We start from the raw sequence: 18,842 nt of genomic DNA on the forward strand, positions 1-18,842 counted from the left end.
GTACCGAGCGCTGCGCGCCGTGCGCGCAGCGCCGTTCACAACATCTTCAACCTGAAGTTGAAGATGGCGCGGCGGTGATCCGCAGCGATGATCAGCAGCGGTTGACGTTCAGGTTGTTGATCAGGTTGTTGAACGTCTGGCGCAGGCTGTAGGCGTCGTCCACGATGGTGGGGCGCATCATCTTGAAGGCGCCGGTGCGTTCGGCGTCCTGCTTGTAGCGGCCGCTGTCCGTGTTTTCCAGCACCTTGCGGCCGGCGGCCAGGAAGGCGTTGGCCTGCATCATCGTGCTGGCGCAGCCCTTGGGATCGGCCTCGCGGGTCTTCTTGTCAAAGCCCAGCGTCATCTCATTCAGCTTGTCCAGCTGCTGCTTGAACGCGTCCTTCTTGTCGCCCAGGCCGGTGCCTTCGAAAATGCCGGTGGCCTGGTCCAGCGTGGACTTGCCGTAATAGACCATGCCCGCGCGGTAGTAGGCCACGGTGTCCTTCTTGGCCTTCTCGAACGCTTCCTTGGTGTTGGCCGTGTCCTTTACGGAAATGCCATGGTAGAAGGCGCTTTCGGCCTTGGCCACGTCGGTCAGCGCGGCCACGTAGGCCGGGCTTTTCTCGCGTGCCAGCGCGCCGTTATCCGACAGGAAGGTCTTGGCGGCGGCGTAGTTTTGCAGTTCGGTGGACAGCGGGGCCAGCTTGCCCAGCGCGTCGGCAAAGTTCTTGGCGGGCGCGTCGATCTCGGGGATGGCCGGCTTCATGGCCAGCGCCTTTTCCAGCTTTTCCTTGGTGCGCAGCACCATGATGTCGTTGCCGATGACGTAGTCCTTCACGGGCTTCTTGTCGGCCATCTTGGGCACCATGTACTTGTTGTACTGGTCCAGCGTTTCATCAAACGACTGGCTGATGCTGTTGGCCGCGTCAACGTACTGGTTGTACTTGACGATCTCGGCCTGGGCGGTGCTGGCTTCAGGGGCTTTTGCTTGCGGCTTGGCGTTGTCGTCACCGCACGCGGCGAGCATCAACGTGGCGGCCAAAATAGCGGACATGCACAAGGGGCGCGACATAAAAATCTGTTCTCCGAAAAAGGGAACGCATCATATGCCGTCGTGTTGCTTAACACGCTACAAAGTCATTCAGAGCTGTCACAAGGGTTTGCAAAGCGCGACGACTTCTTTACATGCGCGCCCCTGCCCGCGCTTTTGGCCAAGCGCAGGCGTGCCGCGCGGTGGATGTGCCGGCGGTTTTCGGACAGCAATATCATCAGCACAACACTGTCCGAAAACCGCTAGATGCCCGCCTGCCGGCGGCGCTAGCATGGCGGCATGAACCTGGACCACGACGCCTGCTACCGCGCCATCAGCGTGCGCGACGCCCGTTACGACGGGCGCTTCTTCACGGCGGTGAAGACCACGCGCATTTATTGCCGCCCGGTGTGCCCGGCGCGCACGCCGCTATCTCGCAACGTCACGTTTTTTAGCAGCGCCGCCGCCGCGCAAGAAGCGGGGTTTCACCCTTGCCTGCGCTGCCGCCCGGAAACCGCGCCCGACCTTGGCCCCCCGCGTGAACTACCGGACAGCGTGGCGCGCGCGCTGGCGCTGATCGAGGCGGGCGCCTTGGACGATGCCGGCGTGGACGCGCTGGCCGCCAGGCTGGGCGTGGGCGACCGGCAACTACGCCGGCTGTTTCGCCAGCATCTGGGTGCGTCGGCGGTGGCCGTGGCGCAAACCCGGCGTGTGCTGCTGGCCAAGCAACTGATCCACGAAACCCAGCTGCCCATGGCCGACATTGCCTTCGCTTCCGGCTTTGGCAGCATTCGCCGCTTTAACGAAACCTTCCTGGCGCTGTTCGGCCGCGCGCCCGGCGCGCTGCGGCGTTCGGCCCGGCCCGATGTGCCCTACGCCGCGCAAGGCGAAATCAAGCTGTTGCTGCGCTACCGGCCGCCTTACGACTGGGCGGCCATGCTCGATTTTCTGCGGATGCGGGCCATACCCGGCATGGAGCGCGTGGATGGCGATGGCTATGCGCGCACGGTCAGCGTGGATGGCATGCAGGGCACGATCAGCGTGCGGCCGGGCACGGGCAACGCGTTGCAGGCCACGGTGCGTGTGGCACGCGTGAATGCATTGCCGACGATCATTGCGCGGATCCGGCGGCTGTTCGACCTGGGCAGCGACCCCGTTGCGCTGGCGGCGCAGTTCGCGCATGACCCGGTGATGGCGGCGTTGACCGCGGCGCGCCCGGGCTTGCGCGTGCCGGGCGCCTGGGACGGATTTGAATTGGCGATGCGCGCGGTGCTGGGCCAGCAGATCACCGTGTCGGCGGCTATCCGGCTGGCGGGCAAGCTGGTTGCCGCGCATGGCGCATGGCTGACGCAGCCCGAGGACGGCCTGACCCACTGTTTTCCCGAGCCGCCTGCGTTGGCCCACGCGGAGCTTGCCGGTCTGGGCATGCCGCGCAGCCGCGCGGCCACGCTGTCGGCGGTGGCGGCTGCGGCGGTGGCGGACCCACGTTTGTTCGATCCGGGCAGCAGTCTGGAAGACGCGGTCAAGCGGCTGCGCGCAATACGCGGCATCGGAGAGTGGACGGCGCAGTACATTGCGTTGCGCCAGTTGCGCGAACCGGATGCGTTTCCCAGCGCGGACATCGGCTTGATCCGTGCGTTGGAGAAATTGGAAGCGCGGCCCTACACGCCCGCGCAGTTGCTGGCGCGGTCCGACTCATGGCGGCCATGGCGCGCGTATGCCGCGCAGCATCTGTGGTCGGCGGGTTGAGCGCGGCGGATTGAGGACGGGGCGGCCTGCTGTCTGGTGTCTGCTGTCTGCTGTCTGCTGTCTGCTGTCTGCTGCCGGCTGTCTGCTGCGTGCTGCGTGCTGTCTGCTGCGTGCTGCGTGCTGTCGGTCCAGTCTGCCGCTTGCCACTCACCTGGCGGCTTCTGCGCAGGGCCGCGCATCCTTCCCTACCAGGCTGCCTGTTTATCGCGCTGAAAATAGCCCACCAAAAAATCCACAAAGACGCGAACCTTGGCGGACAGGTGGTGGCGTTCGGGGAACACGGCGTAGATATCGGCTTGCGGCAACGCGTAGTCTTCCAGCACGTGCACCAGCCGGCCGCTGCGCAGGTAGCGCGCCAGATCCCATTCGGCGCGCTGCAAGATGCCCAGGCCGGCAAGCCCCCAGGTCAGCGTGACTTCCCCATCGTTGCTGCTTAACGTGCCCCGCACCTTCACGGTTTCGCTGCGCCGGCCCTTGGTGAAGCGCCACAGGCTGTAGGCGTCTTCGTTCTGGCGCAGCACGATGCACTGGTGCCGCGTCAGGTCGTGCGGGGTCAGCGGCACGCCATGCGCTTTCAGGTAAGCCGGCGATGCGCACACCAGCCGCCGATTGGGCGCGATCTTGCGGGCGATCAAGCGCGTGTCGGGCAGGTCGCCGAAGCGCACCGCCACATCGAACGCGTCCTGCACGAAGTCGGCGGGGCTGTCGGTCAGCTGCAATTGCAACATCACGTCGGGATACTGCCTGGAAAATTCCGCGATGGCCGGCGCAATGTAGCTGCGGCCAAAGCCCAGCGGCGCGTTGACTTTCAAACGGCCGCGCGGGGTGTCCTGGCGGCTGGCGATCAGCGCGTCCAGGTCTTCGATGTCGCCCAGGATGCGGCGGGCGCTTTCCAGGTAGACCTCGCCTTCGGCCGTCAGGCTCAGGCGCCGCGTGCTGCGGTTGAACAGGCGCACGCCCAGCCGCGCTTCGATCTGCGCCAGCCGTTTGCTGACAGCAGCCGGCGTCACATCCAGTTGGCGGGCAGCCGCCGACATGCCGCCGGCACGGGCCAGCTCAACCACCAATTGCAGTTCGCTGGAATGCCCCATGGCGGCGGGCCGGGGCGCTTAGTCGCGGAAGTTTTCGAACTGCAAGGGCAGGTCGACGTCGGTCTTTTTCAACAGTGCGATGGCCGATTGCAGGTCGTCGCGCTTTTTACCGGTGATACGCAGCTTGTCACCGTTGATCTGCGATTCCACCTTGAGCTTGGCGTTCTTGATGGCGGCGATCAGCTTCTTGGCCACGGGCTGTTCGATACCCTGCTTGATGGTGACCTTCTGGCGGGCGCCTCCCAGGTTTTCCAGGGGGTCGGCCACGTCCAGGCAGCGCACGTCGATGCCACGCGCCGACAGGCGGCCGCGCAGGATGTCGAGCATTTGCTTGAGCTGGAACGCGCTGGAGGCCACCTGGGTGACGACAAAGCCTTCCAGTTCGAACTTGGCGTCGCTGCCCTTGAAGTCGAAGCGGGTGGACAGTTCGCGGTTGGCCTGATCGATGGCGTTGGTGAGTTCGTGTTTGTCGACTTCGGAGACGACGTCAAAAGTAGGCATGACACGGGTCCTGTTGGATGATGAAAAATAGGGATGAACGTCAGAGCCGCCTGCATCAGGCGGCGCTTTGGTTAACGCTGGGTATGACTGCCGCGCACGACTGCCGCGTGCGACTGCCGCGTGCGACTGCCGCGTGCGACTGCCACGTGCGACGGCCGCGTACGACGGCGCGTACGACGGCCGCTTACCACTGCCGCTTGCCACTGCCGCGTACGACGGCCGCTTATCACTGCTGTCTACGCCCGCAGTGTATGACGCGGTGTACCTCGGCCGCCATTTTACCGGCCCCGCGCCGCCGCGCGCCACCGCACCGAACGGCGCGCGCCGCCCTGCCCGTTACCTCGTCAGGACCAGCAGTCGGTCAGGCTGCAACGGGTGGGCGATCACCTGGGCGTCGATGCCGTAGGCCAGGTGCAGGTTGGCCGCCGTCAGCACCTGGGCGGGGGTGCCTTGCGCGATGGCACGGCCGGCGTTAAGCAGCAACAGGCGGTCGCACCAGCGCGCGGCCAGATTCATGTCGTGCAGAATCACCAGGACGCCTGTATTGCCCTCATGCGCCAGTTCCCAGGCGCGGCGCAGCAGATCGCCCTGGTGCTTCGGGTCCAGGCTGGCGGTGGGTTCGTCCAGCAACAGGTAACGTGCCTCGCCGGGTGCGCGGGAGGCGTGGCACTGCACCAGCACACGCGCGAATTGCACGCGCTGCTGTTCACCGCCCGACAGTTCCGGGTAGCGGCGGCCGGCCAGATGCGCCACATCGGCAAGGCCCAGCGCGTGGGCCACCAGCGCATCGACCTGTGCAGGCGCCAGTTCAGCGAACGGGTAGGCGCCCATTGCCACCACCTCACGCACGCCCAGGTCGAAGGTCAGGCCGGGCTTTTGCGGCAGCACCGCGCGGCGTCGCGCCTGCTGGCGCAGCGCCATGCCGGCAAGCGGCGCGCCGTCCAGCGTTATCTGGCCGGCATCGGCCGATAGCTCGGCCGCCAGCGCACCGAGCAAGGTGGATTTGCCCGCGCCGTTGGCGCCCAGCAAGCCCACGACCTCGCCGGGGCGCACCTCCAGTGACACGTCGGTCAGGATGCGTGCGCCGCCGCGAGACAAGGTAAGCGTGTGGGCCGCCAGGGCTTGTCCGCCCGCGGCGTGCCCGGCCGTGCGTGGGGCGGATTGCATCTGTGCAGTCTGCGTCTGTGCAGCCTGCGCCTTTACAGTCCGCGCCTGTGGTCTGCATCGGTTCCGCCTGCGTCTGTGCGAGCGGCGTCTGTGCAGCCTGCTCCTGTGCGAGCGGCGCCTGGGCGAGTGGCGTCGGCGTGGCCTGCGCCTGTCCGACCGGAACCTGCGTGCGCGATGTCATGCCAGCCTCCGGCCGCGCGCCAGCAGCCACAGGAAGAACGGGCCGCCGACCAGGCCCGTGACCAGGCCGATCGGCAGTTCGGCCGGCACGACGACGGTGCGCGCCATCCAGTCGGCCAGCACCAGGGCCAGGCCACCGGCCAGCACGGTGGCCGGCAGCAGCCAGCGGTGATTGGCGCCCAGCGTCATGCGCACCAGATGCGGCACCACCAGCCCGACGAAGACGATGGTGCCGGTAGCCGCCACCAGCGGACCGACGATCAGCGCGCTGGCCAGCACCAGTTGCGCGCGCACCCGCTTGAGCGCGTAGCCCAGATGCTGGGCCTCGCGCTCGCCCAGCAGCAAGGCGTTCATCACGCGCCACTGGGAAATCAACCACGCGCTCATCAGCAGCACCCACGGCGCCAGGAAGGCCAGCACGTGCCAGTTGGCGCCGCCCAGGCTGCCCATGTTCCAGAAGGTCAAGTCGCGCAACTGCGCGTCGGTGGCCACGAAGGTGAACAGGCCGATCACACTGAACGACATCGCCGTGATGGCCACGCCGGCCAGCAGCAGGCCCGCCACGCCGGGCACGCGCCGGCCGACGGCATACGCGCACATCGTCGCCAGCAGGCTGCCCACGAAGGCGGACGGCGCGGTGACCCAGAAGCCGCCCGAGGTCAGCACGATGGCGGCAACGGCGCCTAGCGCGCCGCCCGCCGAAATACCGATCAGGCCCGGTTCCGCCAAGGGGTTGCGAAACAAGGCCTGCATGGCCGCACCCGCTATCGCCAGCCCCGCCCCCGTCACCACCGCGAACAGCACGCGCGGCAAGCGGATGTCGATCAGCACATTGCGCCACAGGGCATTCTCGGGCGTGGGTGTGCCCCACAGCAGCGCGGGCAATTCGCGTAGCGGAATCGTCACGGCGCCGTGCGCCGTCGCGCCCAGCACGGCCAGCAGCAAGGCCAAGGCCAGCAGCGCCAAGGCCGTCGGCGCGCTAACGTGCCATGACATCGGCCACCTCTTGTTTAAGCTGGGTCAACGCCAGCGGCAAGCGTGGCCCCATGCCCAGGATCAGCAGGTCGTCCATGACCACCACGCGACGCTTGGCGGCCGCCGGCGAGCCGGCAACGCCCGGCTGCGTCAGGAACTTGTCCATGCCGCCGGTGGCCTCCAGCGACGCTTGCGTCACCACGATGAGGTCAGGCGCCAACGCGCCGATGGCCTCGGCCGACAGGGGCTTGTAGCCCTGCTGGTCATGCAGCACATTGGTCAGGCCGGCCAGCTGCATGACTTCATTGGCAGCGGTGTCGCGGCCCGCGCCCTGCGGCGTGCCCGTGCGGTTCATCAGCAACAGCGCGCGCGCCCGCGTGGGGGCAATGGCCTGGGCACGCGCGAGTTCCTGCGTGACCTTGTCCACCATGCGTTCGCCGGCCGGCGCCACGCCCAGCGCGTCGGCCACGGCGCGGATGCGCGCCTTCAGTGAATCCACCGAGGGCGCATCCGGCACCGTAACGACGCGCACCCCCACGCCCGCCAGACGCTTGAGCGCGTCGGGCGGCCCGGCCTGTTCCGAGGCCAGCACCAGGTCGGGTTTGAGCGACAGCACGCCTTCCACCGGCACGGCGCGGTAATAGCCCACGCGCGGCAGGCGCGTGGCGGCTTCGGGGTACAGGCTGGACAGGTCGTCCCCCACCAGCCGGTCGCCCTCGCCCAGGCCATAGACGATTTCGGTGACGCTGCCGCCCAGGCTTACCACGCGGCTGGGTTCAGCGGCGTGCACGCCGGCCGCTGCGCCGCAGCCCAATGCCATCGCCACCGCCACAGCCTTTGCCACCGCCTTTGCCACCGCCTTTGCCAATGCCTTTGCTTTTGCCAATGCCTTTGCCTTTGCCTTTGGCATGGCGATTGCCGACCATTTTTTCATCGCACGTCCTCAGACCGCCAGCGGCGCATCGCACAGGCCGACCAGCAACTCGCGCCAGCCGGCCAGCTCCGGCTTGCCGGGCTTGCGTTCACCGAAGAACTGCACGATCAGGTCGCCCGTGTCGGCATAGACCTCCAGCGACGTGACCCACCCGTCGGAGGTCGGCTTGTTCACCACCCATGCCGAGGCGATGGCGGTGGTGTCCAGGTGCAGGTTGAACTTCGGATCCAGCACGTTGTACCAAGGGCCCGTGCGGCGCAATTCCCGCACCGGGCCGGTATGGATCTGGATCATGCCGCGGTTGCCCACAAAGCACATGATGGGCAGCGCCGACGCCGCCGCCGACTGCAACATGCGTTCCACGGATTCGGCCGGTACCGGCTGCGCCAGGTCTTCACCCACCGCCGCCAACGCCGCCAGCCGCGTCACCTTGAACTTGCGCAGCAAGGGGAAGAATTCGTGCGTGTCCTGCATGGCCAGCCAGGCTTGCCGGAAGGCGGCAGCGTCGTCGACCTGAGCGGCGTCGGTGGCGGGCGCATAGGCTTGCGTGTCGGGCCATTGCGCCTGGCCCGCGAACTTGGCGACCAGCGCGTCATAGGCGGCGGCGTTGGTGGCGTCGGTGCGATACACCTTGTGCACCGCCACGCCCGCGCCGTCGAAGAATTGCAGGCTGTGGCGGCCATCCTGCTGAACGGCCCAGGCCGATTTCCAGGCGGTAAAGAACACGCGCAAGTCGATGTCGGGCCCCAACACCAGACCCACCGGGCCGTCGGCCTGAATGTCCAGGTATTCTCCGTGGCGTTCGTGCACGCACCAGTCGTTGCGCGTCAATGCCATCACTTCGCCCAGCGTGCCCAGTTCGCGAAAGATCTCTTGCGGCGAACCATGCAGCGCGGTGGATTGAACGCCGCCACAGCCGGCGGCAATCCATTCGGCCTCGGACACATTCAGCGCCTGTGCCAGATTGCGCGCGCGCAGCTTCGGTTGCGTGGCGGACAGGGCTTCGTTGCGGGCGCGCAGTTCGTTGGCGCGGGTCGTGAAATCTTGATTCGTCATCGTAGGCCTCCAGCCCAAGGGTTCCGTTTAGCGCCGCCGCCCGGCGGATGCCCGGCGGCGACGCGTGATCAATATCAATACTGGTACGTCAGGGACACGCGCACGCTGCGTCCGGGTTCGGTGTACCAGTCCACCGTGCGCGGCAAGGCCAGCGACCCGGCGGTCGGCACGTTGATGGCTTCCCAGTACTTCTTGTCGAACAGGTTGAACACGCCAGCCTGCACCTGCAATCCCTTCACGGCGGTGGGCCGCCAGTAACCCATCAAGTCCACCACACCATAGCCCGGCGCCTGGAAGTCGGCGTTGGGGGTGGTGGCCGATGCCTCGGGGTATTCGACCTTGTCGCGCTTGAGCGCGGTAGTCAGCATGGCGTCCACGCCCCATACGTCGCGTCCGTAGCCCACACCCAGAATGGCCTTTAACGGCGCGACCGAGTTCAGGTACTGGCCCGTGCCTTCGTCCTTGCCCACGGCCCAGGCCAGCGAGCCCCAGGTGCGCCAGCCCGGCGAAAACTTCCAGTGCGCGCTGGCTTCGGCGCCATAGATGCGCACCTTGCCCCGGTTGACGTTGCCGGTCACGCCCAGCGGATACTGCCCTGCCCAACCGGTTTGCCATTGCGGCGAGCTGGCGTCCACCGGCTGATTGGTATCGATGAAGTTCTGATAACGATTATCAAAGAACGATACCGCACCGCCCAGGTCGTCGGAACCGATCTTGGCGCCCAGTTCCCAGCCCTTGCTGGTTTCGGGTTTCAGGTACGGATTGCCCACGCGCAAGTAGGTGCCGGGGCCGCCGTAGTTGGTATAGAGCTGGCTGGCGCTGGGCGCCTTGAAGCCGTAGGCGTACTGCGCGTACAGGCTCAGGTCGTCCCGGGCCTTCCATGTGCCCAGCAGCTTGGGCGAGAAGCGGCTGCCGCTGTTGGACGGCGGCAGCGCGGCCGCGTTCGGGTTGCTGGCGTAGCTGTCGGTGGATTGCGGCTTTTGTTCGTAGTGGTCGTAGCGCAGGGCCGGCATGACGGTGTAGCGGCCGTCGGCAAAGCTGAATTCATCCTGCACCCACAGCGCCCATTGGTTGCCCTTGGACTGCGGCACGTCGGCCTGGTTGGTGTGCAGCATGTCGCACGAACGCGGGCCGAACGGCGCGGGCAACCCGGGGCGTATGGCCGGGCAATTGTCGTAGCCGCTGGAATTCTGCTCGGTCTTGTTGCCGTACCACTCGCCGCCCAGGGTCCATAGCTGCGACACGGACGTGCCGGCCAGCCGCTTGGTCAATTCGCCGTTCACGCCAAAGAGCGTTTGCTGGATGGAATTGCTGCGCCCGTATGGGCCGCTGGGAAAGCCGTAACGGAACGGGTCGCCCGGGATGATGCGCGCGCGGGAATCCACGCTGCGCATGCCGTCCAGCGAATTGTCCAGCCGCACGCGCTGCCAGTAGACGACGGCGGTGGCCGAATCGATCAGGCCGCCGGCGCCGGGCGCCTGGTACGAATAGTCGAACGACACGCGCTCGCGCTCGGTCTCTTTCTTTGTGCTGTTCTCGCCGTACAGATAGCTGGTGCCCGCCCCCTGTTCGAACATGTTGTCGATGTCGGCCTTGCGCTTGAAGGTTTCGCCGGTCAGGCCGAAGCGGTGGCCGCCTTCGACGCGTTGTTGCAGCTTCAAGAGGAAGCTGCGCTGGTCGTAGTCTTCAGGGCTGGGTTCGCTGCGCTTGGGGCCGTAGCCGCCCACGTCGCCCCGGTTGTCCAAGGCATGGCCGTTGCGCACGCCGGCCTGCACCAGCCAGAACGTGTTGCTGTGGATCTGGCCGGCCAGCGCGGCGTTGGCGCCCCAGCTGGAATCGGCGGAGTCGTAGTCGGTCTTGGCCAGTGCGCCAAAGGTCTTGCCGTCCGTCAACAGGTCGGACGGGTCCAGCGTGCGCAGATCGGCAATGCCCGAGATGGCGCCGGAGCCGCCCGCGCTGGCGTCCGCGCCGCGCACGATATCCAGGCGCGACAGGCTGTTGAAGTCCACCGCTTCCAGCCCGCCCTTCACGCCGCGCGCGCCGTCATCCAGCCAGGGCAGCCGGATGCCGTCCACGCGGGTCAGCACGCGGTCTTGATCCAGGCCGCGAATGTTGATGCTGTTGTTGGACCGGTTAAAGCTCACGCCCGGTTCGGCGCGCTTGCCCAGGTCGCTCCAGTTTTTGATTTGCAGCTCGTCCATGCGCTTGCGGTCGGTGCTGGTTTCCCAGGCGGGCGTGGCGACCGCGCCCTCGCCTTCTACCTTGACGGGCGCCAGCTGTGTGATGCCGGGCATGGCCGCTTGCAGCACGAACACGTTGCGGCTGCGTTCCTGTACGGCCAGGCCGCTGCCGTCCAGCAGGCGCGCAAAGCCGTCCGCCACGGTGTAGGTCCCCGTCAGCCCGGGCGTGCGGCGTTGCCCCACCAGCGCGGCATCGAACAGCACCGTCACACCCGCGCTGTCGGCAAAGCGCGGCAGCGCGTCGGCCAGCGTGCCGGCGGCGATGCGATAGGCGCGTGCATCGCGTGCGGCGGCGGCCGTGGGCGCGCTGGCCGACGCGGCAAGGCCCTGCGCGGCGGCCTGGGGCGGCAGCGCGGCGGCAGCGGCGGCCAGCGCCAGCGCGGCGCGCACGGCGTGGCGCAGGCGCGTCTGTCGCATCTGGCGAGGCGGCGCGTCCGCTAAGGTTCGGGAGCCGCTTGCGCGGCCGGCGGGAAGATAAGCCATGGTCGTCCTTTCGATCCAACGGGTATCGGCATTCGTTTGCCTATACAGACCATGACCCGAGTGATCGGTGAACCGGACAGCGCATCCGCGGGTAATTTGTAACGGTGGCGATCATGCCGCCGAATCGCGCGGCCCGATGGTCACCCAATAGGGCGTGCGGTAGCGCACTTGCACCGGCAAGGTAGCGGGCAAGGCGGCCAGCACGGCGTCGGTATCGGCCAGCTGGAACGCGCCCGAGATTCGCAAATGGGCCACATCGGGGTCGCAGCGCAACACGCCCTGCCGATAGCGGCCCAGCTCGCGCGCGAAGGCGTCCAGGCGCATCTGGCCGGCATGCAGCACGCCGCGGGTCCAGTCGCCGGCATGCGGATCGGCGGGCGCGGGGCCAAGCGCGCCGGTCGGGGTCAGGGTGCCCTGCTGGCCCGCCGCGATATCGACCATGCGGCCGGCCCGGCCCGCACGTACCCGGCCTTCCTGCACGCTGATCTGGCATTGCACGCCATCCTGGCGGACGCAAAAGCGCGACGGCGGCGCCTCGATATCGCCCAGCGCCGTGCGCACGACGAACGGGCGCGCGCCGGGCTGCGCATCGGCCACCGCGTGCACGGCCATTTCACCCGCTCGCAATCTCACCAAGCGGGTGGAGGCGTCGAAAGCCACGTCTACCGCGCTGGCCGTATTCAGTTGCAGCGTGGACCCATCGGCCAGCGTGATGTCGCGCCGCTGCCCCGCGCCGCTGCGGTAGTCGGCCGTCCAGTTCAGCGGGTCGGCGCGCCATGCGGCCCAACCCACCGGGCCAGCCACGATCAACGCCACCAGCGTTTTCAGTGCCGCGCGGCGCGGCTTGAGCTCGGGTCGATTCAAGGTGGCCATGCCCAACGCGGACGGGATCAGGCCAAAACGTTCGTTGACGCGCTGTGCGCGCTGCCAGGCGTGTTCGTGTTCCGCCTTGCTGGCGCGCCATTGATCGCAGGCGCGCACGTCGGCGTCGGTGGCGCGGCCCGAACCCAGGCGCAGCAGCCAGCGCGCGGCCTCGCGCGCCACCTGGCGTTCGACGGCGGGCAGCTCGCCGCCCGCGCTGTTCAACTGACCGCCATGATGCATTGCTCGAACCCCCGGGCGATATAGCGGTGCACCGATCGCAGCGACACATTCAGGCGCTGCGCGATGTCGGCATGGCTAAGTTCTTCCAGCTGCGCCATCAGAAAAGCCTGCCGCGCACGCAGCGGCAGGCCGGCCAGCATTTCGTCGATGTCTTGCAGGGTTTCCAGGATGATCAGGCGCTGTTCGGCCGGCGGCGCCAGCCGTTCGGGCATCAACGCCAGGGCTTCCAGGTAGGCGGCTTCGATGCAACGGCGCCGATGGTGATTCAGCATCAGGCGCTTGGCGATGGTCGTCAGATACGCACGCGGTTCACGCAGCGCGTCCAGTTCGTGGCGGTGGCGCAGCACGCGGACAAACGTGTCCTGCGCCAGGTCGGCCGCGTCGAAGGCGTTGCCCAGCTTCGCGCGCAGCCAATTTTGCAGCCACCCATGGTGGCTGCGGTACAAGCATTGGACGGTGTCGCCAGAGGCGAGCACGGGGTTAGGCACGAGGGGCTCCCAGAACGCTAAATTACAAATACAAATCAATCTCATTCTAATTGCAAAGACTGCGTTTCCGTCAAGTAGGGTGAAACGCGGGCGGGGAGATATCATCGGCACACCTCTGCCGCGCCCCGCGGCCGCATAACGACTCGGGCTGACTCCATGTTCTATAGCGTCTTGACATTCATCCACGTGATGGCCGTGATCCTGTGGGTAGGCGGCATGTTGTTCGCACACTGTTTTCTGCGGCCGGCGGCCGCGAAGTGGGAACCCAACGCGCGCCTGCCGCTGATGGCCTCGGTGCTGGGACCGTTCCTGAATACCGTGCTGGTGGCCATCGTGTTGATCTTGCTGACCGGGATGTCGATGATCGGACAGGCGGCCAGCCAGGCCGCCCAGACCGGCGGCAAGTTCTTCATGCCGCTGAACTGGACGCTGATGGCAACCGGTGGCCTGGTGATGATGGCCATCTTCGGCCACATCCGCTTTGTGCTGTACAAACGGCTGGCCGGCGCCGTGGCCGCGTCCGACTGGCCGCGCGGCGGCCAGGCCATGGCCGCCATCCGCCGCTGGGTGGGCGTGAACCTGGTGTTGGGCATCGTTGTGGTGGGCACCGCTTTCCTGGCTTGATAAGCGGGCAACTCGAACCTATCGAAACGGCCGCACCCGCTATCGGGATTCTTTCGCTTGGTGCAATACCCCGTACATCACCGAGGGCCACACTGCCGGAAGACTCTCGCGGGTCACGTCAACAACGATAGGGAAACCCCATGATCAAACGTGCATTGCACCTGGCCGCCGCCGGCCTGTTCGCCACCTCGCTGGCCGCCGCCTTTTCCGCGCATGCCGCCGACAACATCGACAACAGCGCGCTGGACAAGCCGGAATTTCGCGACCACAAGGCCACCTACGGCGTGGTCTACCGCCTGCCGCAAGCGGTCAATGCCGTGCTGGACGCCAAGGTCAATGGCGTGCTCAAGCAAGACCTGCTGGCGCTGGGCCTGAAGACCGAGGCCGACACGCCCAACCTGCCGCACGTGACGGTTGTGCACATCCATAGTGCCGACCCGGCCACCCCGGCCCGCATGCTCAAAGCCTTGCCCAAGCCGCCCGCGCCGCTGGCCGTGACGTTGAAAACGTTCTACCCGACCGAAGCCGCCAAGGGCGCCGGGCATCCGTGGTGGCTGGACCTGGGCGTGGTCAAAAGCGGCCAGGGTTTTGAAGACATGATGCGCTACAACACCGTGGCCACCGCCGCCCTGGCCCCGCTGCGCGACGGCCCGCTGCCGCGCGTGACCGGCCCCGTCTACGCCAAGATGAGCGAGGCCGGCCGCGAGCTGGTCAAGACGCTGGGCGTCAGCGGCGTCAACAGCATGCAGGACGGCAAGGAAGTGCGCGCTCACAACCCGCACACCACGCTGGTCTACAGCATGGCGCGCTACGACACCCGCCTGCAAGACGCCATGAAGCAGGAATCGGACAAGTTCAACGCCGTGCTGCCCGACGGCATCGCCACCACGTTCAAGGACGTGTCGATCGTGGAAATCGGCTTCGCCGGCAACGTGGTGCGCGAGATCTATCGCGTCAGCCTGGAAGACGGTTCGGTCATCGACGTAGCCACCGGCAAGAAGATCGGCAGCTGATCGCCGGCTGATCGCGCGCGGGCGGGCGCGGACCGGCGCCGACCGGTGCGGGCGGCGCGGGCAACATGCGCCCGCCGCTGCCATTTCATGGCAGCATTACGCCGTTACCGCCACGCGCCCTTTTCATGTCCCGCACCGAACGCCTTCTGGACCTGCTTCAGACCCTGCGCCGCCACCGTCTGCCGGTCAGCGGCCAACGCCTGGCCAGCGAAATGGGCATCAGCCTGCGCACGCTGTATCGCGACATTGCCACGCTGCAATGCCAGGGCGCGGAAATTGAAGGCGAGCCCGGCGTGGGCTATGTCCTGCGGCCCGGCTTCATGCTGCCGCCGCTGATGTTCAGCACCGAAGAGATCGAAGCACTGGTGCTGGGCACGCGCTGGGTGGCGGGCCGATCCGACGAACGGCTGGTCTTGGCGGCGCGCAACGCGCTGGCCAAGATCGGCGCCGTGCTGCCGCAGGAACTGCGTGACGAACTGGATGCCATTCCGCTCTTGGTCGGCCCCAGCGCCGCTACGGTGGTCGACCGGGTCGACGTGGCGCTGATCCGTCAGGCGATACGCGCCGAACACCGGCTGCACATCACCTATCGCGACGACAAGGGCCTGGATTCCGCGCGCGTGATCTGGCCATTCGCGCTGGGGTTTTTCGATAGCGTGCGCATCGTCATGGCCTGGTGCGAACTGCGCCAGGACTTCCGCCATTTCCGCACCGACCGCATCGCCACGCTGACCCCGGGCGAACGCTATCCGCGTCGTCGCCACGTCCTGTTGAAAGAGTGGCGCGCAATTGCGCATGGGTCACAAGACTGCTGATGCACACTACTGCCAAAATCTGACAGTACCCCTGCCTACCATGAGCGCATCAACCCCAAGGAGCGCCTCATGACCGACAGCAACTACGTCCTTTTCTACGTCGAAAAACCCCAGGCCAGCGCCGCGTTCTACAGCGCGCTGCTGCAACGCCAGCCCGTCGAAAATTCGCCCACCTTTGCCCTGTTCGTGCTGGACTCCGGCTTGAAGCTGGGCCTGTGGTCGCGCTACACCGTCGAGCCCGCCGCCGCCGGACGCGGCGGCGCGTCTGAACTGGCTTTTTGCGTGGCCGACGCCGACGCGCTTAACCAGCGCCATCGTGAATGGAGCCTGCGCGGCCTGCCCATTCTGCAAGCGCCCACCGACATGGATTTTGGCCGCACCTTCGTGGCGCTGGACCCCGACGGCCACCGCCTGCGCGTGTTTTCACCCTTGGCGCAAACGGCGGCCCCGGCACAAGCCGCGCAGGTGGCCGAGGCCCCCACCGGCGGCTGAACCCGCAAGGCCGGCTGCCGGGCCGGCCCGGGTTCAGCCGCGCTGCTCGCCAGCTTGAAGCGCGACCGATTCGGCGCGCTTCTTGAACAGCACCCCGTACAACACGGCCAGGATCACCAGGAACGGCACGCCGAACACCAGCGTCATCTTGAAGACGTTCGTGTAGTAAGTGGTGACCAGGATGGCCAGCATCGCCACCGCGCCCAACAACGTCAGCACCGGAAAGCCGGGCATGCGGAACGACAGCGCACCGCCCCCTTCCCTGGCCCAGCGGCGGCGAAAGAAGTAGTGCGTGATGAAGATCATCATCCAGGTGAACAGCGCGCCGAACATCGAAATGGCCATCATCAAGGTAAAGGCCGTGTCGGGGACCATGACCTTGAGCACCACGGCAATGGCGATGCCGCTGGTGGACAGCAGCAGCGCGTTCAGCGGCGTGCCGCTACGCGTAAGCCGGCCGAACAACGACGGCGCGTGACCGGCGCGCGACAGGCTGAACATCATGCGCGTGGTGATGTACAGCTGGCTGTTCATGGCCGATAACGCCGCCACCAGCACGATGAAGTTGATGACGCCCGCGGCGCCGGGGATGTCCAGCGCCAGCATCACCTTCACAAACGGGCTGCCTGCCTTGCCGGCTTCGTTCCAGGGCACGATGGCCAGGATCAGCGCCAGCGTCAGCAGGTAGAACACCACCAGCCGCACGATAGTGGCGCGAAACGCCTTCTTCACGGCGCGCTCGGGGTCTTCGGCCTCGCCGGCCGCCACGGCGATCATTTCGACGCTCAGGTAGCTGAAGATCGAAATCACCACCGCGACCCACATGCCCCACAGCCCGTTGGGAAAGAAGCCGCCGTGCGCCGTGTATTGCGCCACGCCGTACTGCGGGTTGCCCCACACCACGTACGCGCCCAGGATGATGAAGGCCACGATGGCCGTGATCTTGATGGTGGAAAACCAATATTCAATGGTGCCGAACGCCTTGACGCTCATGGCGTTGACCAGGATCAGCGCCCCGGAAAACACGCACACCCACAGCCACCCGGGCACATCGGGAAACCAGAAGTGCATGTATTCGGCCACCGCCGTGACCTCGGTGCCCACCGCCAGCACGACGCAGGACCAGTACGCGTAGCGCACCAGGAAGCCGGCCAACGGGCCGATGTAGTGCTCGGCGTAGGCGCCGAACGACCCCGAGGTGGAATGCGCCACCGTCATTTCGGCCAGGCAACCCATCAGCAGCAACGTGATCAGCCCGCCGATGGCGTAGCTGATGATGACGCTGGGCCCGGCGAAACCAATGGCGAATTTACTGCCCAGAAACAGGCCCGTGCCCACGGCCCCACCGATGGCGATCATGCTCATCTGGCCCGAGGTCAAGCGCCGCTTGAGGCCTTGTTCGCGTTCGGCGATCTGGCCGAATCCTTGTGGTTTTTTCATTGTCTCCTGCCTTGTTGTCTTGTCCGTTGCCGCCTTGCTTTATCGGCGGGGCCGGCGTTGGGCCGGCCCCGCAAGGTCGGGCACGCTCTATGGCGTTCAGGTCACGGTCGAACGTTGCTGGTATTCCGGCTTGTCCCAGGCGCGGGTGTCGAGCACGTCTGTCAGGATGTCCACGGCGTCCCACACGTCGGCATAGCCGAAGTACAGCGGCGTCAGGCCGAAACGCAGGACCTCGGGTTCGCGGTAATCGCCGATCAGGCCGCGCGCGATCAGCGCCTGCATGACTTCGTAGCCGTTGGGATGCAGGAAGCTGACGTGGCTGCCGCGCAGCGCGTGATCGCGCGGGGTGACGAGCTTGAGCGGATGGGCGGCGCAGCGTTCTTCGACCAGCTTGATGAACAGGTCGCCCAATGCCAGCGACTTTTCGCGCACCTGCGCCATGTCGGCCGCCTTGGCCACGTCCAGGCCGCATTCCACCAGGGACAGCGACACGATCGGCTGCGTGCCGCACAGGTAGCGGCGGATGCCGCCGGCCGGTTCGTAGGCCACGGCCATGTCGAACGGGCGCGTGTGGCCCCACCAGCCGGACAGCGGCTGCCAGAAGTCCTGGGTGTGGCGCGGCGCCACCCAGATGAAGGCCGGAGAACCCGGGCCGCCGTTCAGGTACTTATAAGTGCAGCCCACGGCGAAGTCGGCATTGGCGCCGTTCAGGTCCACCGGCACCGCGCCCGCGGCATGGGCCAGGTCCCAGATGGTCAGCGCGCCGCGCTGGTGCGCCAGCGCGGTCACGCTGGCCATGTCGTGCATCTGGCCGCTGCGGTAGTTCACGTGCGACAGCAGCATCACGGCAACCGAGTCGTCCAGCGCCTTGTCCAGCGGCAGGTCGGCGTCGATCAGGCGCATTTCATAGCCCTGCTCAAGCAGGTCGATCATGCCTTGGATCATGTACAGGTCGGTGGGGAAATTGTCGCGCTCGGACAGGATGACGCGGCGCGACGGCTGCTTTTGCTGCTGGATGCGCAGCGCGGCGGCCAGCGCCTTGAAGATGTTCAGCGAGGTGGTGTCGGTAACGACCAGTTCGCCTTCGCGCGCGCCCAGCAGGCTGCCCAGCTTGTCGCCCAGGCGCACGGGCAGTTCAAACCAGCCGGCGGTGTTCCAGCTGCGGATCAGGTCTTTGCCCCATTCCTGGGTGATGACGCCGGCGGCGCGGGCGGCAGCGCCCTTGGGCATGACGCCCAGCGAGTTGCCGTCCATGTAGAGCACACCGGGCGGCAGCTCGAAGCGGACTTTCAGGGGGGCCAGGGGGTCTTTCCGGTCTGCGGCGACGCAGTCTTCGCGAGTCGTCATGCGATGCTCCTTCGGGCAATATGCTGGGAACAGGATAGCAGCGCGGTGGTGCCGAAAAATTGCAAACCCGGGCGTGGCTTACCCTAGAATTCCGCATTAAATTGCACGCATAGCCCGTTTTTAGAATTGGATTG

The 18,842-nt window shown here is 66.6% G+C and carries 17 protein-coding genes; 5 read left to right on the top strand and 12 right to left on the bottom strand.

Translation table 11 applies throughout. The annotated features are described in order from the left end of the window. Nucleotides 1-91 precede the first annotated feature (91 nt). Nucleotides 92-1,033, bottom strand: coding sequence for a DUF3829 domain-containing protein (locus YH64_RS17090; protein ID WP_255444541.1), 942 nt, complete (start codon nucleotides 1,031-1,033; stop codon nucleotides 92-94). 276 nt (nucleotides 1,034-1,309) lie between these two features. Here YH64_RS17090 and YH64_RS17095 point away from each other — a divergent pair, with 276 nt between their 5' ends. Then, nucleotides 1,310-2,758 carry an AlkA N-terminal domain-containing protein gene (locus YH64_RS17095; protein ID WP_143215419.1) on the top strand — a complete coding sequence of 483 codons (1,449 nt, stop codon included), beginning with the start codon at nucleotides 1,310-1,312 and terminating at the stop codon, nucleotides 2,756-2,758. Between the two features lie 185 nt (nucleotides 2,759-2,943). On the opposite strand, the gene YH64_RS17100 is transcribed toward YH64_RS17095, so the two are convergent. The 9 genes from YH64_RS17100 to YH64_RS17140 form a co-directional block, all read right to left on the bottom strand. Next, nucleotides 2,944-3,849 (bottom strand): LysR family transcriptional regulator, encoded by a 906-nt coding sequence (locus YH64_RS17100; RefSeq protein WP_046805185.1) that lies wholly within the window; start codon nucleotides 3,847-3,849, stop codon nucleotides 2,944-2,946. 18 nt (nucleotides 3,850-3,867) lie between these two features. Beyond that, nucleotides 3,868-4,350 (bottom strand): YajQ family cyclic di-GMP-binding protein, encoded by a 483-nt coding sequence (locus YH64_RS17105; RefSeq protein WP_046805184.1) that lies wholly within the window; start codon nucleotides 4,348-4,350, stop codon nucleotides 3,868-3,870. A 336-nt stretch (nucleotides 4,351-4,686) separates the two neighbouring features. Next, entirely contained in the window at nucleotides 4,687-5,517 is an 831-nt protein-coding gene (locus YH64_RS17110) for a heme ABC transporter ATP-binding protein (RefSeq protein WP_046805183.1), read from the bottom strand. Between the two features lie 177 nt (nucleotides 5,518-5,694). Then, entirely contained in the window at nucleotides 5,695-6,693 is a 999-nt protein-coding gene (locus tag YH64_RS17115; RefSeq protein WP_046805182.1) for an iron ABC transporter permease, read from the bottom strand. Continuing rightward, nucleotides 6,677-7,492: a hemin ABC transporter substrate-binding protein gene (locus YH64_RS17120; protein WP_046805247.1), complete on the bottom strand. Its 816-nt coding sequence runs from the start codon at nucleotides 7,490-7,492 to the stop codon at nucleotides 6,677-6,679. Before YH64_RS17120 ends, YH64_RS17115 begins: the two co-directional genes overlap by 17 nt. A 123-nt stretch (nucleotides 7,493-7,615) precedes the next feature. Further along, complete coding sequence (locus YH64_RS17125) at nucleotides 7,616-8,662, bottom strand: hemin-degrading factor (RefSeq protein ID WP_046805181.1); 1,047 nt, start codon at nucleotides 8,660-8,662, stop codon at nucleotides 7,616-7,618. Between the two features lie 74 nt (nucleotides 8,663-8,736). Further along, the gene (locus YH64_RS17130; RefSeq protein WP_082134500.1) at nucleotides 8,737-11,385 is read right to left on the bottom strand and encodes a TonB-dependent receptor; all 2,649 of its coding nucleotides are present in this window, start codon (nucleotides 11,383-11,385) and stop codon (nucleotides 8,737-8,739) included. Between the two features lie 111 nt (nucleotides 11,386-11,496). Next, nucleotides 11,497-12,489: a FecR domain-containing protein gene (locus YH64_RS17135; protein ID WP_046805179.1), complete on the bottom strand. Its 993-nt coding sequence runs from the start codon at nucleotides 12,487-12,489 to the stop codon at nucleotides 11,497-11,499. Further along, nucleotides 12,468-12,977, bottom strand: a complete 510-nt coding sequence (locus YH64_RS17140; RefSeq protein ID WP_046805178.1) for a sigma-70 family RNA polymerase sigma factor — start codon at nucleotides 12,975-12,977, stop codon at nucleotides 12,468-12,470. The genes YH64_RS17135 and YH64_RS17140 overlap by 22 nt, the downstream gene beginning before the upstream one ends. Before the next feature lie 156 nt (nucleotides 12,978-13,133). On the opposite strand from YH64_RS17140, the gene YH64_RS17145 reads away from it, so the two are divergent. The 4 genes from YH64_RS17145 (at nucleotide 13,134) to YH64_RS17160 (ending at nucleotide 15,921) form a co-directional block, all read left to right on the top strand. Further along, a complete protein-coding gene (locus YH64_RS17145) occupies nucleotides 13,134-13,601 on the top strand; it encodes a CopD family protein (RefSeq protein ID WP_046805177.1) in 468 nt (155 codons plus the stop codon). 140 nt (nucleotides 13,602-13,741) lie between these two features. Beyond that, nucleotides 13,742-14,614 carry a hypothetical protein gene (locus YH64_RS17150; RefSeq protein WP_046805176.1) on the top strand — a complete coding sequence of 291 codons (873 nt, stop codon included), beginning with the start codon at nucleotides 13,742-13,744 and terminating at the stop codon, nucleotides 14,612-14,614. Nucleotides 14,615-14,739: 125 nt separating this feature from the next. After that, the gene (locus tag YH64_RS17155; RefSeq protein WP_046805246.1) at nucleotides 14,740-15,429 is read left to right on the top strand and encodes a YafY family protein; all 690 of its coding nucleotides are present in this window, start codon (nucleotides 14,740-14,742) and stop codon (nucleotides 15,427-15,429) included. Between the two features lie 69 nt (nucleotides 15,430-15,498). Then, nucleotides 15,499-15,921: a VOC family protein gene (locus tag YH64_RS17160; RefSeq protein ID WP_046805175.1), complete on the top strand. Its 423-nt coding sequence runs from the start codon at nucleotides 15,499-15,501 to the stop codon at nucleotides 15,919-15,921. 33 nt (nucleotides 15,922-15,954) lie between these two features. On the opposite strand, the gene YH64_RS17165 is transcribed toward YH64_RS17160, so the two are convergent. Together YH64_RS17165 and kynU are read right to left on the bottom strand one after the other, a co-directional pair. Continuing rightward, nucleotides 15,955-17,361 (bottom strand): amino acid permease, encoded by a 1,407-nt coding sequence (locus tag YH64_RS17165; RefSeq protein ID WP_046805174.1) that lies wholly within the window; start codon nucleotides 17,359-17,361, stop codon nucleotides 15,955-15,957. A 96-nt stretch (nucleotides 17,362-17,457) separates the two neighbouring features. After that, nucleotides 17,458-18,708, bottom strand: a complete 1,251-nt coding sequence (gene kynU, locus YH64_RS17170) for a kynureninase (RefSeq protein WP_046805173.1) — start codon at nucleotides 18,706-18,708, stop codon at nucleotides 17,458-17,460. Between the last annotated feature and the right edge of the window lie 134 nt (nucleotides 18,709-18,842).

It is taken from the genome of Achromobacter sp. LC458 (genome assembly GCF_001005835.2).
Taxonomy (GTDB): domain Bacteria; phylum Pseudomonadota; class Gammaproteobacteria; order Burkholderiales; family Burkholderiaceae_B; genus Achromobacter; species Achromobacter spanius_B.

Bases quoted from the DNA above. Each gene is read 5' to 3' on its own strand.
- YH64_RS17090 (WP_255444541.1), bottom strand. From the start codon at position 1,033: ATGTCCGCTATTTTGGCCGCCACGTTGATGCTCGCCGCGTGCGGTGAC.
- YH64_RS17095 (WP_143215419.1), top strand. From the start codon at position 1,310: ATGAACCTGGACCACGACGCCTGCTACCGCGCCATCAGCGTGCGCGAC.
- YH64_RS17100 (WP_046805185.1), bottom strand. From the start codon at position 3,849: ATGGGGCATTCCAGCGAACTGCAATTGGTGGTTGAGCTGGCCCGTGCC.
- YH64_RS17105 (WP_046805184.1), bottom strand. From the start codon at position 4,350: ATGCCTACTTTTGACGTCGTCTCCGAAGTCGACAAACACGAACTCACC.
- YH64_RS17110 (WP_046805183.1), bottom strand. From the start codon at position 5,517: ATGCAATCCGCCCCACGCACGGCCGGGCACGCCGCGGGCGGACAAGCC.
- YH64_RS17115 (WP_046805182.1), bottom strand. From the start codon at position 6,693: ATGTCATGGCACGTTAGCGCGCCGACGGCCTTGGCGCTGCTGGCCTTG.
- YH64_RS17120 (WP_046805247.1), bottom strand. From the start codon at position 7,492: ATGGCATTGGGCTGCGGCGCAGCGGCCGGCGTGCACGCCGCTGAACCC.
- YH64_RS17125 (WP_046805181.1), bottom strand. From the start codon at position 8,662: ATGACGAATCAAGATTTCACGACCCGCGCCAACGAACTGCGCGCCCGC.
- YH64_RS17130 (WP_082134500.1), bottom strand. From the start codon at position 11,385: ATGGCTTATCTTCCCGCCGGCCGCGCAAGCGGCTCCCGAACCTTAGCG.
- YH64_RS17135 (WP_046805179.1), bottom strand. From the start codon at position 12,489: ATGCATCATGGCGGTCAGTTGAACAGCGCGGGCGGCGAGCTGCCCGCC.
- YH64_RS17145 (WP_046805177.1), top strand. From the start codon at position 13,134: ATGTTCTATAGCGTCTTGACATTCATCCACGTGATGGCCGTGATCCTG.
- YH64_RS17150 (WP_046805176.1), top strand. From the start codon at position 13,742: ATGATCAAACGTGCATTGCACCTGGCCGCCGCCGGCCTGTTCGCCACC.
- YH64_RS17155 (WP_046805246.1), top strand. From the start codon at position 14,740: ATGTCCCGCACCGAACGCCTTCTGGACCTGCTTCAGACCCTGCGCCGC.
- YH64_RS17160 (WP_046805175.1), top strand. From the start codon at position 15,499: ATGACCGACAGCAACTACGTCCTTTTCTACGTCGAAAAACCCCAGGCC.
- YH64_RS17165 (WP_046805174.1), bottom strand. From the start codon at position 17,361: ATGAAAAAACCACAAGGATTCGGCCAGATCGCCGAACGCGAACAAGGC.
- kynU (WP_046805173.1), bottom strand. From the start codon at position 18,708: ATGACGACTCGCGAAGACTGCGTCGCCGCAGACCGGAAAGACCCCCTG.